The following is a 14549-nucleotide window of genomic DNA, read 5'->3' on the forward strand; positions in this document are numbered from 1 at the left end:
TTTTTTGATTAATAGTTCAAAATTTTAACAGCAACTACCTTTCCCTGTTTTTCTAAAGATACAGCACAATTCTTCTGATAATAAATTATTCACTTCCGCATCATTTAAATCATAATAACTCCACGTACCTTTTGTTTCTTTTACAATTAAACCCGCATCTAATAAAATCTTTAAATGATAGGACAACTTAGATTGCGTCATTTCAAAAACTTCTGTTAAATCACATACACACGTCTGGCCCCGCTGGCAAAGTTCATACATAATTTCTAAACGCTTTTGATCCGCCAACGCTTTGAATTTTTTCTCATATAACTGAAAATCTTGTGTCACTGTAGTTCACTTCCCTTCATCAACTTTTTTTGATGTTTATAGTATATACGCTGATTCGTTCTTTATGCAACTGATTAATCAAATTTTTTTGATTTATAAAAACCTCCCTCGCATCATATTTTTGCTACAATTAAAAAGACCATAGCTTTTTCAAAAGTGAAAAACTACGGTTCTTTTTACAACTTAATAGTTACAATATTTCCGAGAAATGGAGTCTCTATAACTGTTTTAAATTTTAATTTGACCATTATAGAGTAGTGCCCCATCACCCTCAATCTAAGAAAATCAAATACCCCAAAATGAGAAAAATCGATATAACTCTTGTTTTTGGTGCATATTCATAAAAAGCACGTTACTATTCTCATTAACATAAGAGAATAGTAACGTGCTTTTAATTACAAAAATAGTTTAAATCCTTAAGTTGATGGTTGTGGGACGGGCCCCAATAAGAACGGTATCTAAGATTGTATGTGAGGTGTTAGTTCCATTCCAATGGCCTCAGCCGGCGATTAACTCAAATACCGATTTCGGATGACCCCCATGTGATGAATTTCGTGTCCTGCGATGCCGTACGCGAGGGCGCGCGCCGTAATGCTTAGGTTGTTGGCTGTGCCCTTGCGGGGCCATGCCTCCGCCGGTAGCCCGCGCAGCAATGTGATCGTTGATTGCCGTACGGCCCGGTAGTCTTCGGCCAATTGCGCGGTTGTCCAGCTTCCGAAAGGAGGTATGAACAATTCCTGATCGAAACCGGTCAGAGGCGTCCGGTCCCCTCTTGCAAACCGGAGCAGGCGGTAGGTCATGACGCGTTCCGCGTCTGCAATGTGGCCCACGACTTCTTTCAGCGTCCATTTTCCTTCCGCATACCGATATGCGGCCTGGCTTTCGGTCAACGATGCCAGGAGCTCGGTCATTCGCTTTTCCTGAGCGAGCAGAATGTCGATGATGTTACCGTCCGGCACCAAACGGATATATTCGCCGGAGCTCCCGGCGTATTCTTCTTCTGACGGTCTTTGATTCATGCGCAGTCACCTCTTTATGTATATATAGAAAATTATAGCACTCGTCTATGTCTAATTAATTCGCGAAATGATAGAACTTCCCTTCTAATAATTGAAGATAAGCAACTATTTAGTCGGTCGCCACACTATCCTGATTCGTTAGCACAATAAGCAATGCTAATCAATGATGCATAAAAATTATCTGTTATATAATATTTCGAAGTTATTAATATATATTGAGTTATTCCGAAACATACATAAATACATTTTGTCGAAATTATTAAAAAAGGAGAATTTCTCTAACTGAAGAATTAATAATTGTGTTACCAATATGTAAAAATCTCAATTTAAAACTAAAGGAGAACAAAATGGGACAAATAATTGTATCGATGTACCTCTCACTAGATGGTGTCATGGAGGAACCAGCTTGGACTGCTCCATATTTCAATGAAGAAGTAGCAAAGTTTCAATCCGATTTACTGTTTGAAAGTGAAGCTCTTCTACTAGGGCGAGTAACCTATCAAGGTTTTGCAGCTGCCTGGCCTTCTATGACTGATGAAGAAGGTTTTGCTGATAAGATGAACAGCATGCCTAAATTTGTTGCTTCAACAACTTTGGAAGAAACCGAATGGAATGCAAACCTTATCAAGGGGAATATTGTAGAAGAAATATCGAAACTGAAGGAACAGCCCGGTCAGAACCTTTTAATTTATGGTAGTGGTGAGCTTATACAGACATTGATGCAACACGACCTCATTGATGAATATCATTTTATGGTCAATCCTGTTATCGTGGGAAGCGGAAAGCATCTCTTTAAAACCGGAAACGATACAAAGGCTTTAAAACTGATCGAAACAAGAACGACCAGTTCAGGTGTCGTTATTCTTTCCTATCAGCCGGAGAAAAAAGAATAATTATTGATAAATTATATAAACAAAAAAACTCATCAGAATAAATCCTGCTGAGTTTTTTTATAAGATAATACATATATTAATTTATAAAAATCAGGGTATTATATTAACCAAAATCAAACAATATATCAATCCTTTTAAAGGGTAAAATAGGGAAAAAGGAGATTCTAAATAATGCCTTTAGAAAACTCTATTTATTACATGGGAGTTGCTATTATTTTAGTAATCATCGGTGCAGTGTTCGGGGGAATTATACGTATAATTCGGCATACTAACAATCGCAAAAAGCAAGATTCAGTTGAACAAAAATTAGATACGGTTATTCAACTATTAGAAGAACAAAACAAAGATTGACTCTTTCGGATCAGGAAAAGTTAAAAATAACTTCCAATAACGAGAATAATGTAAATAAGCTGTCCATGTGGACAGCTTATTGTTTTGCTTAGCGTGCAAAATTCGCTTCTCGTTGGCGGTACCCCATGCCCATCAACTTAAGGGATTTATTAAATAAAAACGTAAGCTTTCTGGTTTGGGTTTAAATAGAAACCTGTCAATAAGATTAGGATTGCATTGGAAATGTATCTCTGTTGTTTTTTGTTATATATTTGGACCAGTATACAGTTATGCCAAATCCAATAGCAAGAATTAATCCTGCAAAGATATATGGTAGATTTACATTTACATTAAGTAAAATGCCTCCCGTTGCTGGCCCTATTATATTCCCGAGACTTGTATAAGTAGAATTCATCCCTCCGATAAATCCTTGATTTTCTCCAGCTATTTTAGAAAGTAATGTTGTAATTGCTGGTCGAAGTAAATCAAATGCCAAAAAGATGATAAACGTTAAAATCGCGACCATCCAATAATTACCGACAAATGTAAATACAACTATAATTATAGCGGCTATGAATAAGCTATATTTAATGATTCCCTTTTCACCAAATTTTTTTACTAATTTTTCAAAGAACATGATTTGTGCTATTACTCCTAATATGGCGCTTACTGAAATAATTATTGATATATCTTTAGGTGTAAAACCAAACTTTTTATCAACAACAAAGCTAAACATATGTTCATAAGCTGATAAACCACATCCTAAAACAAAAACCAGTAATAGTGGGATAAAATATAAAGGGTGAAAAGATTGTTTCATTTCTTTTAAAAAACTAACTTGTATTTTGTTATCTTGCATTTTAATTCGTTGTTCTTTAGATACAGGTTCTTTCAAAATGAATACTGAAAAACACGCAGCGATACCAGAAATTACTGCTGCAAAAAAGAACGGTGCACGTATGCCAAAATCAGATATAAAGCCACCAATACCAGGTCCAATAATGAATCCTGTACTAATAGCTGCTGATAAATACCCTAATGCTTTTGCTCTGTTTTCTAATGATGTTGTATCAGCTATAAAAGCAGTGACTGCCGGCATCATACATGCAGCACTAACACCTCCTAGTGCTCTAGAAAGAAATAATACCCATATTTGATTTCCAACTCCAAATAAAAATTCAGAAAAGGAAAATAGAATTAACCCTGCTATGATCATTTTTTTTCGTCCAAATATATCTACCCATATTCCGGCAATAGGAGATGTTAATAGTTGAAAAAATGCAAACATAGCAATTAAATATCCCATAGTGTCAGTGCCTAAATGTAATGCCCTCATATAAGATGGCATTACAGGAACTACAAGACCAATTCCTAAAAATACAATAAATACATTAAATAATGCTAAAACTAAAGCTAAATTTTTCCTATTGTATATACCCATATGACTTTCCTCACCTTATGATTAATTATATATAGACATAAAAAAAGCTTTTTTATGTAATTGTCTTTAGCATAAACCTTAAAGTAACTTTAAGGTCAATACAAAAATTAAAAACGTAAAAATATCTATAAGGCGTACCACCAGATCAGGTTGCCCCAAAACGATAAAATGAACTTCATTGCTATAAAAGACTCAAATTTTTCGTTTTGGAGCATTATAAAATTTTAACTTGATGGTGATGGGGTACCGCCACATGTCCATCAACTTAAGAACTTTCTTTAACCCCAAGTTTAAAAATACGCCATCCTTTTCTATGATTCTACAGAAAGAATAGCGTATTTTTTTATTTTAGGGACTATTTTGTTTTATTAGCTTAATAACATTGGCTTGCCCCCGTAATTCCAAAATCCCCAAAAATTTTTTAGAATAAGTTTTTCGAACCAGAAATATATATTTCTAACTATAAAAACTATGGAAAGATTTATCTGTTTTTCCTTTTTACCTACTTGCTAAATTCAGCAAGTAAAATATTTTTAAAAGGATCAGAAGGACTATAACTAGTTTTATGGCCATTCAAATTGATGGCCAATGTATGCTTGCCTCCAAGTGTGCCTCCAGCAAAAGTAGAAAACCCTGGAGAGGCACCTGCGTGTCCCCATATCGAGACACCGTTTGGAAGTTTAGTTTCATAGATTCCAAGACCATATCTGCCGATTTCAGCAATTCCTGTAGGAACTGTAGTAAGCATTTGTTTTAGTTGCTGTTCCTTCATTAATTTGCCACTGAGTAAGTAAGAGAAGAATTTGTTTAAATCGTCAGCAGTAGAAATCATATCTCCATCCGAGCTACCTGGGTATGAATAAGTAACGTCTTTTAGCTCACTTTCTCCGTCATATCTTTCATATCCACGGGCATGATTGGTACCTGGAATAACAGTTGAATTACCAGGTAGGAATGTATTCGACAATTCGAGCGGCTCAACAATCCGATTTTCAACCTCTTCCGCATAGCTGTTTCCAGTTACTTTTTCAATAAGGATACCCAGTATTACGTATCCTGTGTTTGAATAAGACCAGCCCTTACCTGGAGCAAAGTCTGGTGGAAGAGAAATTCCCATCTTTACTAATTCTTCAGCCGTATACAATTTTTTTGTGTCCATAATATCATAGTCTTTTGACTTTAAGTATTCAGCAATCCCACTTGTATGATTCAATATCTGCCGAATCGTAATCTGGTTAGCATCATATCCGTTTCCTTGAATGACGCCAGGCAACCATTTTTCGATGGAGTCATCTAGATTCAAGCGGTTCTCTCCAGCCAATTGAAGTAGAACTGTTGCAATGAATGTCTTCGTCGTACTGCCAATGCGAAAGCGAAAATCTGTTTTCATCGGCTTCTTGGTTCTCAGATCCGCTATCCCGGCGGCATAGCTCCAATTTTTGCCACCCTTAGAAATTTGAGCGAGTATTCCAGGGTATCCAAGTTGGAGTGAATCCCGTATTGCTTTCTTAACGGAAGTACGATCGCTTTGATTACTTGTTTGTAACAAACTAGATACATTTTGCGTGGGTTCTGCTTTTACAATTGAGGCTGGTGTTATGTATAACAGGGAACTTCCAGCTATTAAAAGTGATAGATTTGCACATGTAATTTTACTGCATGTTTTCATAAAGCATCCTCTCCTTTATTTAAATTGTAAAGTTAGTTGCTTGCTGTTTCGTATTAATCACACAGCTATCATCTCCAACAATGACAAAAAAGTCAGAATTAAATTCGTAATTATATTCATAATTATTATTTTTACAAAGGCTATTCTGTCTTAACAAACGGTAAATCCCTTTTCTTCCACATGTATGTTAACCCCAGAAATTACTTCTTTTCTTTGAAACACTCTTATTACTGGTTTGTTTTTTCATATATAAGTCATATCTGTTCCGCCTTTCACACCGCCTTATATTTTTATCCTACACAATGAAAATCTCTTTTTTCTTACCTATTCCTTACAAATTACTTACGTTCAAAATAGCTTCTATTAATAGGATAGAAGGAGCATCTGTACCCGAAAGTTCAAAGTATTTTCCAATAAATATATTTATCAAAAAGAAAAACAGGTTTTTTTCGCTTCTATGTTTCTTTTTTTCGTTTTGGGGAACAATTGATTCTTAAGTTGATAGCGATGGGGCGGGACCCCAAACAGTACGATTTTATTTCAAAGACACAACGATCTTACTACACACTTTTTATTTATCCCACACTCTCATATGCTAGTATTACTATTTTTTATTACTAATGTTGCCGTTTCACTCGGATGGCTAAGAGGAAAATGATGGCCATATGGAACAAAATCAACCTTACCAAGATGCGATGGAGCAGAATAGGCTCTGTCATAATTCCCCCAAATAATGTGAAGATTATACTTTGTTACTTCATTGAAATCACCTTGATCGTTTTTCAGTAGTAAACTGTTAAGCTTAACCGTAGTATTTAAAATTCTAGGAGAAGTAAAACTGTTACTTGTTTTTTCAATATAATGTTCAGGGATGCTCTCCGTACTTTCAAACAAACCATTACTTAATAAATAACGCCCTATCAAATTAGTAGTTGCTAATTTTAATGTCCATTTGTTCATAAATTGAGGAACATTTAGCGATTTAGCATTTTTTTTAGCAACAGGTGGCTGAAGTAAAGTGATTGAATACTTCTTATCTATGTACTCTTGTACCAATGCTTCCAGAAGAATAAATGCACCGAATGAATGGCCAATTAGATGTGCACCATTAGTAGCTTTCTCCAATAACTTTTTCACTACATTCAAATAGATAGCTAGAAGATTTTTCTCTCGTTTAAAAGGAGAACGTCCCAAACCTGGAAGATCCAAGATCCATACAGGTTGACCAGTTTTTTCATGAAGCTCTTGTGCTAAAGGAAATAAATCTTCTCCATCACTCAATAAACCATGTAATAAAATAAACGGTTTCCCCTCTCCTTGTAATTGGTAAAGGGTATTGTTATCGCATAATGTTCGTTTAAATACATGATTATGCTGGCCATTTTGATACATCATTCGATAATCCAGATCAGCTACTACGGCAGGCAAAAATTTCATTACACTCGTCTTCTTAAACCAATCTCCTCCCATAATTTTTTTCGCTGAAACATTTAGGAAATTTTGTTTTGTAATAAAATTCAATCCATCAGAAGGAATTTTTGTTATTTTACTTACTCCACTATTCATAATTGCTTTCATAAGTGGCATTGGAACAGAGATTTTTGGTGCCCTCATATTCATACTTTCCGACATAATACTTAATAATTCAGCAATGTTCTGATCGTACTGTTTGTCTTCAACAAGTGTATATGTTTGAATAGTCGGTTGCTCCAATCTGAAAACCTGCACAATAAACTTCGCAAGCTCATCGTTTGAAATAAGTGGTAACCTATATCCCTTACCTCCAGGAATCACTGGCATGAGCCCTCTTCGTATACTCATCACAAGCAAACCTAATCCTGCTATCTGCTCTGTACTCCCTGTTTTACTACTACCGACTACAGTTGGCGGATTAATTACAGAAAGCGGATAATCTACTGCTGATGCCTGCTGACGGATATAGAGATCTGCTAAAAATTTTGTTCTCTCATATGGATTTTTTATTTTCAAATAATTGTTTCCTTCTTTAAACACATCAATTGCAATCTTACTATTTTTATCATCAAAGGGACTCATATAACCTACAACATGAATAAATTGTTGCAAGCCCTTCAATTGATGAATACTTTTAGCTAATTCACTAATATGTTTGGCGCCATTTAAAAATACGGAAGCTACCTCTTTACTTGTCGCTTGAATATCCATGGGGCCTCCTGCGTGAATAATCACATCCGTTTTCAATACCCTCTCCTTATCTTCAGCACTTAGACCTAAATCTATTTTCGTCAAATTCCCTTCAATAAAGTGCATAACTTCCTTTTTTAAGATGCCTCTTTCTTGAAAAAGGCGTATTGCTTTATTTTTCGACCTCACTAAAAGAAGAATTTTAACATCCTCTTTGGCTAATTCTTTCACTAATTGCTTTCCAATAAAGCCTGTTCCACCTGTTAAAAATACTGTTCTCATATAAAACCCCCCTTTTTAGTACTACTCAGTACTAATTTGATGTAAAAAAAATGCTTCTTTTATCGAAGCAATTTTAAAAAATGATCTGCTGTTTTCGTGATTACAGTTGCATCCTTCAATGTTTCTGAAATAAATAACGCTCCTTCAAGATTTGTAATAAAAAGTGATGCAACCTCATCAATATGAATCGTATTTCTGAATTCTCCATTCTCTACCCCTTGTTTAAGTAATAGAGAAACTTTCTCTTGTAACCCTGTAAAAAAAAGACCTATTTTTTCTTTTATTTGCGTGGCCTGTGTAGGACTTTGAATATAAAGAGTAATAAATGGACAGCTCCCCTTATACTCTCTCGACTGAACTCCTTGTGATAATTGCTTTAAAAACAGTTGGATACGATCTTCAACTAAAAATTGGTTCTGAGAAAGTACGTCATCAATTGCAGATTGATACATTTCAATCCAATAATCAACGACTCCTTCTAATAATTGTTCCTTATTAGAAAAATGATAATACACATTAGACTTTGAAACTTTGCTTACACGTACTAATTCATCCATACTTGTATAAGCAAACCCTTTTTCTAAAAATAATGTTGCAGCTACTTCAATCACACGTTTTTGATTCATTAATTTTACCTTTGTCATAACTAGAACTATATAGTACTAATTTAAATATTGCAAGTATTTATGTTAATTTTTAAAAAAGTTTGATAAAAAAATTCCACTAACATTGATTTTACTGCAAAAGAATCTTATTTTGAATAAAGTTGAACTGCCCCCCGAAATTGTTCATTCACTATCGACTAATAGAGGTCACCATACATACCCATCAACTTAAGAAAAAGAACTGCCCCCTTATTCAAATTGCCTAGCGAAAAAATCACGTTTGAATAGACTTCTTTATCATCCCTACCTTTCTATAGATTACTAGTTATGAAACGAGGATCGTTTCATAACTAGTAATTTACTTGATTAGCTTGATGGTTATAGAGTAGTGCCCCTATAAGCTAAACCCTCCAGAGACATCTATAATCTGCCCTGTTACCCAGCGGCTATCAGAAGAAGCAAGGAATGCTACTGCATCTGCAATATCTTCAACTTGCCCTATTCGTCCGAACACAGATGAATTCGTAGCAAAATTTCGTATTTCCGGATTATCTAGCAATTTCGCATTGATATCTGTCTTCGTATATCCAGGCATAATTGTATTCACTGTTATACCTCTTTCTCCAAGATGTTTAGCTAGAGGAAGTGTCATCGTATTTAGTGCACCTTTACTTAAACCATATGCAATGGACCCTGTAAAACCAAGTCTTACTTCCGCTGATGAAATGTTAATAACGCGCCCTTCTACTCGTAGTAACGGTAATGTTTGCTGAATTAAAAAGAATGGCGCCTTAATATTTACGGCCATAATTTCATCAAAAACTTCTTCTGTCGTATTTTCAATCGTCCCTTGTGTACCTATCCCTGCATTGTTTACTAAAATATCAATCTCTGCTGTACCAACTCTTATTTGTAATTCATTCTTCAATTGTTCTACTAACTGTTTGACACCATCAATTGAATTGAGTTCAGCTTCAATTAAGAACGCTTTTCCTCCATTAGATTCAATCTCACTAATCGTTTCATCTGCAGCTGCCTTATTTCGACCGTAGTGAATCGCAACTAATGCTCCATCTTTCGCCAATCTCATCGCAATCGCACGGCCAATTCCGCGACTCGCTCCTGTTACTAACGCTACTTTTCCATCAAGATTCTTCATTTTTTCCATCCTCCCTAAATTTCCGTTTGATAAAAACCTATACTTATATTTTCATGTAAACACCAATCATTTTAAATATAGATTTATAGGTAATTTAGTCCATTCGCTTATGATATTATAGTTATAATTCGTAATTTACTTTAGAAAACAAAAATAAGGAGGCTACACAATGCAGAACGCCGTAAAACTGGATGAAATCGATCATAAAATTATGAACTTGTTGTATGAAAATGCGAGAATTTCTGTTTCAGAAATAGGACGAATTATATCCATGACGCAACCTGCTGTAAAAGAACGTATTAACAAGCTTGAAGATCAAGGAGTTATAGCGGCTTATCGAACGAAATTTGAGCCTGCAAAAATTAATAAAAACATTCAAGCATTCATCATGTTTAAAACGAGCCAATGCTCTGATTTTATCCAGTATTGTAATGCAGCTCCTGAAGTAACAGATTTATTTCGAATTAGTGGGGAATTTAATTATATGATGAAGGTCATGAGCGATTCGATGGATTCTCTCGCTACATTTTTAGACTCTTTAATGCAATTTGGCTTGTCATCTCCTTTAATTGTTTTAAAGAGTGAGTTTGAGGAGAAATTGTCATTCTAATAAAGGATACGTATTATCCTCCGCTAACAGTAAAAGCTTTTCCTTTATGAGAAAATCCAACAAAATTAATGATTAGTAACAAAAAAGAACATTGATTTTCAATGTTCTTTTTTATATCTCTACTTATTATTTAGATTGCTATTCGAAAAAAGTACCTTAATCCCCTTACCCTTGATTCCTCTGCGCCTCTCTAAACTCCTCCTTCACCTTCTCTAACAACCCTTCTTCCGTAATTAATCGATACGCCGTATTTGCTAATGCTTTTGCCGATGTAATTAATGCTTTATCTCCAAGTTCTGAACGTGCTGCTTCTCTAAATTCATTCGTATGTGCAATTAAATCATCTGGTCCGATTTTAATGTACGGATGAATTGTCGGCACAACTTGACTTACGTTTCCTGCGTCGGTTGAACCGATCCCTACTCTTTCTTTACGATTTACATCTTCACCTAATAGTTCTAGTTCTTCCGCTACAATATCGTTATATGTTTTTGTTACGAGTAATTCATCGATTTCATTTTGGAATTGATGGATTTTTACTTTTGCACCTGTTGCTAACGCTGCTCCCTGTGCAATGTTTCTTACTTTTTCTGTTACTTCCGCGCATCTTTTTCTCGTTGCTGCGCGGATGAAGAATCTTGCTGCGGCATAGTCAGGAATAATGTTAGGTGCTTTTCCGCCTTCTGTAATGACGCCATGAATTCTCACGTCTGACGGAAGTTGTTGGCGAAGTGCGTTAATACCGTTATAGAGCTGAATCACCGCATCTAATGCGTTAATTCCCTCTTCTGGTGAAGCTGCGGCGTGAGCTGTTTTTCCGTAAAAATGAAAATCAAGTGGATCGACTGCTAGTGAAGGACTCGTTGTCGCTGTCTTTCCGCTCGGATGAATCATAAGCGCCGCATCAATATTTTTAAATAAGCCTGCCTTTACATAACTCGATTTTGCGCTACCGTTCGGTCCTCCTTCTTCAGCTGGTGTTCCGAATACGACAACTTCCCCGCCAATTTCTTCAAGCGTTTCTGATAATGCAATTGCTGCTGCAACACTAATTGTGCCGATTAAATTGTGACCACACGCATGACCTAGTCCTGGTAAAGCGTCGTACTCCGCTAAAAATGCGATTGCTGGTCCTTGTTTTCCAGAGCTTTTTCGCGCGATAAATCCCGTTTCATGTCCAGCTATATTGTGCTGCAACTGAAATCCTGCACTACCTAGTAATAAACTTAATGTTCTAGATGCATAAAACTCTTGGTTACCAATCTCCGGATTCGCATGAATATCATGACTTGTTTCTATGTACTTTTCCTTATTTCTTTCGATACTCTCTTCAATTGTTTTTCTTTGTGACGCTACTCCTGTCGCTCCCATTTTTCTTCCTCCTTTTATTTTCACGTAAAAAAGCCTCTTTCTAAAAGATAGAAAGAGGCTTCTGTATATACAGTCAAAATGAGCTTCTTTCTTATCTTTCAAGTTACCTTGCTGGAATTGGCACAGTATTCATAACGAATCCGCTGCCGAGGTATCATAGGGCCAGTCCCTCCACCTCTCGTGATAAGAATTTTCATAAAATTATATTAAATTACATTCATTCTAAGTTCATTCCAAATAAAAGTCAAGGAATTCCTATCCGAATTTACCGAATATCTAAAAATCCTTTTAATACACCAATTGTCTCAGGTGCTTGCAGTCTTGCACATACGTACGGAAATTCCGTACTACCTTCAAATATCATTTGAGATGTGAGCGGTGCGCCTCCCCAGAAGATTTCATCATCAATTACGATAAACGGGAAAGCTTTATTTTGTCTTTGTAACTTTACATTTTTCAGTGGAACTGGTCCATCACTATACACTGTTATCTGTGCATTTGTACGCATTAACGCTTGCCATACTCGCTTATCCACTTGTTTTGTACTTGGAAGTGAAATAATAATTTTTCGTTTTGCGGCTAAAATATCTTTCAATAACCCTTTCGGCTCTTCAAGATTCATTTCCATAAACCAGCGTAATCGTTTCGATATTTTTCGTTCCCACAATTGTCTTGATGTCGTGCGATCATACACATCTCCGTGACGTTCTATATGAGCCGTTAATTGTGATAACGCTTGTTTTCTCGAAAGGTTTTTACGCATATAATGGCAATCTGATAATTGAATGAACTTCCCTCTCGCCCTTGTCACTGCTACATTGACGAGGCGATGGTTTTTATGGTCAAAGAATAATACGCCAGGTCGTTCTTGCGGATAACTGTCAACTGTATCAAAGATTATCATATCTCTTTCAGAACCTTGGAACTTATGAACTGTCGCCGCTAAAACTGGTATGTTTTGATATTTCGTTCTCTGCAACATTTCTCTCATACACGTCGATAAAAAGCGAGACTGCGCCCTGTAAGGCGTCACAACACCAATGGATTGAACACCGTCTAACAGTCCGATCAACATCATTTGCATCGCTACTAAACCAGACATAATATTAAAACGAGATCCTGAAGCAGCATCTTTTAGCGAAAATGCCCCCATTAGACTCGTATCAAATAAAACACTCGCTTCATTTGCGAACGGCTGTAATCGCGCAAGTTCTTTACGTTCTGAAACAGACGGATGGTCATAAACTCTATTTTTATAAATAAATGAGTTTGTAAACTTAGATATATCCGCATGCATACGTCTTTGTTCCTGCAGTATAAACAGGTTCGGATGTGCTTCTGATTTATTAACAGACTCAACAATCCCAGCATGATAAAACATATCTTCGCCAAGCCATTTTCGAACGAGTTCATGGTTTGCCATCGCAATTGGAGGTAACTGTAAAAAGTCACCACAAACTACGATACGTTTTCCAAGTGAAGCAGCTAATGCAATTTGCGGAACATATGCCATACTCACTTCATCTACAACAACTAAATCAAATGTACGCTCATAAATTAGCGCATCAATGGCACATTTCGATAAAGTTGCGCCGATTACTTTCGCATTTTCAATGTATTCTTTTTCTACTTCTTTAATTTTAGCCTTTTGCTTTCGAAGGTCACTTTCAATCTCTTGTATACGCTTCTTATCAGCAGATGTTGCTTTATACGATAAGATTTTTTCACGAAGCTCTTGGCGTGTTTCTTCTAAATAGAGTCTTTCCTCACCCCATGATTCGTTCGTCGTTTCAACTAATTTCGATGCAAGTAACGTTTCATGATTTCGTATATGTTCATGTTGACTATAACCGTAACGAACAATTTCACCAGGCGTCCATTTCTTTTTCTTCTCAATTTGCTTCGTTACTTCACTCATTAATACGTCCACTGCTGCATTACTATGAGCTAACACAAGTACCGACTTTCCTTTTTGATAATGAGCCGAAATAATACGTGATAAATTGTAAGACTTCCCTGTTCCAGGTGGTCCCCACACGTACGTTGTCGGATTGTAAAACGCGCGATACGCCAATTCATTTTTTGGATTTTTCATCTTCTCCATATGTTTCGGACTGCTCGTCCCATCAACAAGACGTTTTATACGATTACGTTTCAGCTTATCTTTACGCGCTTCCTTTAATCGCTCTTGTAGTTGCTCTAACAATTGCCACGGTTCACTGTATAAAACCGCTTCTCGTATTTCACCTTGTATATAATCATTTAATTTCAGCTCTATTTCTAATCCATGTACAGATAACACTTCCCCTGTCGCTTCCTCACCATCGAACTCAATTCGAATCGGTGAACCTTCAGGTAAGCTTACTTCCGAAATAAGCTGAAATACGTATACTGTACTTTCATAATCTGTATATAAAAAACGACCGTTCATGATAGAAATTTTACTACCACCTATCGTTTTCCAATGTTTAATTTCATACGCTAATGCATAATGCCACTCTTTCATCGTTTCCGATAATGAAGGAGTTTGAGTAGTTGTATTCATCGTATAATCTCCTTCCTTCTCCCCAAACATACTTTCTCACTATACCATATAACACGTTAAAATTTGTAAGGTTTTTATCTTGCTTATTTTCTTAATTTTCAATAATATATTGTATATAATTTTTAGAAAGAA

General features: G+C 36.0%; 12 protein-coding genes and 1 riboswitch. Of the genes, 3 read left to right on the plus strand and 9 right to left on the minus strand.

Annotated elements, in window-relative coordinates; translation table 11 throughout:
- Window positions 1-24: 24 nt before the first annotated feature.
- Both arsR and GBN91_RS11085 read right to left on the minus strand, forming a co-directional pair.
- Window positions 25-330, minus strand: coding sequence for an arsenical resistance operon transcriptional regulator ArsR (arsR, locus tag GBN91_RS11080; RefSeq protein ID WP_002024507.1), 306 nt, complete (start codon window positions 328-330; stop codon window positions 25-27).
- A 509-nt stretch (window positions 331-839) separates the two neighbouring features.
- Window positions 840-1349, minus strand: coding sequence for a DinB family protein (locus GBN91_RS11085; protein WP_001076321.1), 510 nt, complete (start codon window positions 1347-1349; stop codon window positions 840-842).
- Window positions 1350-1696: 347 nt separating this feature from the next.
- Between GBN91_RS11085 and GBN91_RS11090 the strand changes: the two genes are divergently transcribed.
- Window positions 1697-2242 carry a dihydrofolate reductase family protein gene (locus GBN91_RS11090; RefSeq protein WP_000529754.1) on the plus strand — a complete coding sequence of 182 codons (546 nt, stop codon included), beginning with the start codon at window positions 1697-1699 and terminating at the stop codon, window positions 2240-2242.
- A 171-nt stretch (window positions 2243-2413) separates the two neighbouring features.
- Window positions 2414-2593, plus strand: coding sequence for a DUF4083 family protein (locus GBN91_RS11095; protein WP_001127750.1), 180 nt, complete (start codon window positions 2414-2416; stop codon window positions 2591-2593).
- Window positions 2594-2798: 205 nt separating this feature from the next.
- Here the strand turns inward: GBN91_RS11095 and GBN91_RS11100 are convergent, their stop codons facing one another.
- From GBN91_RS11100 to GBN91_RS11120, 5 genes are all read right to left on the minus strand, one after another.
- On the minus strand, window positions 2799-4013 hold the full coding sequence (locus GBN91_RS11100) for an MFS transporter (protein ID WP_152121497.1): 1215 nt from the start codon (window positions 4011-4013) through the stop codon (window positions 2799-2801).
- A 502-nt stretch (window positions 4014-4515) separates the two neighbouring features.
- Window positions 4516-5682, minus strand: a complete 1167-nt coding sequence (locus GBN91_RS11105) for a serine hydrolase domain-containing protein (RefSeq protein WP_152121498.1) — start codon at window positions 5680-5682, stop codon at window positions 4516-4518.
- Window positions 5683-6270: 588 nt separating this feature from the next.
- Window positions 6271-8127, minus strand: coding sequence for an alpha/beta fold hydrolase (locus tag GBN91_RS11110; RefSeq protein WP_152121499.1), 1857 nt, complete (start codon window positions 8125-8127; stop codon window positions 6271-6273).
- A gap of 59 nt (window positions 8128-8186) precedes the next feature.
- Window positions 8187-8753: a TetR/AcrR family transcriptional regulator gene (locus tag GBN91_RS11115; RefSeq protein ID WP_001072300.1), complete on the minus strand. Its 567-nt coding sequence runs from the start codon at window positions 8751-8753 to the stop codon at window positions 8187-8189.
- A gap of 373 nt (window positions 8754-9126) precedes the next feature.
- Entirely contained in the window at window positions 9127-9891 is a 765-nt protein-coding gene (locus GBN91_RS11120; protein ID WP_152121500.1) for an SDR family oxidoreductase, read from the minus strand.
- 169 nt (window positions 9892-10060) lie between these two features.
- Between GBN91_RS11120 and GBN91_RS11125 the strand changes: the two genes are divergently transcribed.
- Complete coding sequence (locus tag GBN91_RS11125) at window positions 10061-10501, plus strand: Lrp/AsnC family transcriptional regulator (RefSeq protein WP_001178564.1); 441 nt, start codon at window positions 10061-10063, stop codon at window positions 10499-10501.
- A 165-nt stretch (window positions 10502-10666) separates the two neighbouring features.
- Here the strand turns inward: GBN91_RS11125 and GBN91_RS11130 are convergent, their stop codons facing one another.
- Both GBN91_RS11130 and GBN91_RS11135 read right to left on the minus strand, forming a co-directional pair.
- Window positions 10667-11872, minus strand: coding sequence for a M20 family metallopeptidase (locus GBN91_RS11130; RefSeq protein WP_152121501.1), 1206 nt, complete (start codon window positions 11870-11872; stop codon window positions 10667-10669).
- A gap of 88 nt (window positions 11873-11960) precedes the next feature.
- Window positions 11961-12062, minus strand: a riboswitch (SAM riboswitch).
- 75 nt (window positions 12063-12137) lie between these two features.
- Window positions 12138-14447: an AAA domain-containing protein gene (locus GBN91_RS11135; RefSeq protein ID WP_152121502.1), complete on the minus strand. Its 2310-nt coding sequence runs from the start codon at window positions 14445-14447 to the stop codon at window positions 12138-12140.
- Window positions 14448-14549 lie beyond the last annotated feature (102 nt).

Source organism: Bacillus sp. B1-WWTP-T-0.5-Post-4, from assembly GCF_009183795.1.
Taxonomy (GTDB): domain Bacteria; phylum Bacillota; class Bacilli; order Bacillales; family Bacillaceae_G; genus Bacillus_A; species Bacillus_A cereus.

What these genes read in the sequence shown, in the direction of transcription:
- GBN91_RS11100 (WP_152121497.1), bottom strand. Translation starts at nt 4,013, where the DNA reads ATGGGTATATACAATAGGAAAAATTTAGCTTTAGTTTTAGCATTATTT.
- GBN91_RS11085 (WP_001076321.1), bottom strand. Translation starts at nt 1,349, where the DNA reads ATGAATCAAAGACCGTCAGAAGAAGAATACGCCGGGAGCTCCGGCGAA.
- GBN91_RS11135 (WP_152121502.1), bottom strand. Translation starts at nt 14,447, where the DNA reads ATGTTTGGGGAGAAGGAAGGAGATTATACGATGAATACAACTACTCAA.
- GBN91_RS11095 (WP_001127750.1), top strand. Translation starts at nt 2,414, where the DNA reads ATGCCTTTAGAAAACTCTATTTATTACATGGGAGTTGCTATTATTTTA.
- GBN91_RS11115 (WP_001072300.1), bottom strand. Translation starts at nt 8,753, where the DNA reads ATGAATCAAAAACGTGTGATTGAAGTAGCTGCAACATTATTTTTAGAA.
- GBN91_RS11125 (WP_001178564.1), top strand. Translation starts at nt 10,061, where the DNA reads ATGCAGAACGCCGTAAAACTGGATGAAATCGATCATAAAATTATGAAC.
- GBN91_RS11110 (WP_152121499.1), bottom strand. Translation starts at nt 8,127, where the DNA reads ATGAGAACAGTATTTTTAACAGGTGGAACAGGCTTTATTGGAAAGCAA.
- GBN91_RS11105 (WP_152121498.1), bottom strand. Translation starts at nt 5,682, where the DNA reads ATGAAAACATGCAGTAAAATTACATGTGCAAATCTATCACTTTTAATA.
- GBN91_RS11120 (WP_152121500.1), bottom strand. Translation starts at nt 9,891, where the DNA reads ATGAAGAATCTTGATGGAAAAGTAGCGTTAGTAACAGGAGCGAGTCGC.
- GBN91_RS11130 (WP_152121501.1), bottom strand. Translation starts at nt 11,872, where the DNA reads ATGGGAGCGACAGGAGTAGCGTCACAAAGAAAAACAATTGAAGAGAGT.
- GBN91_RS11090 (WP_000529754.1), top strand. Translation starts at nt 1,697, where the DNA reads ATGGGACAAATAATTGTATCGATGTACCTCTCACTAGATGGTGTCATG.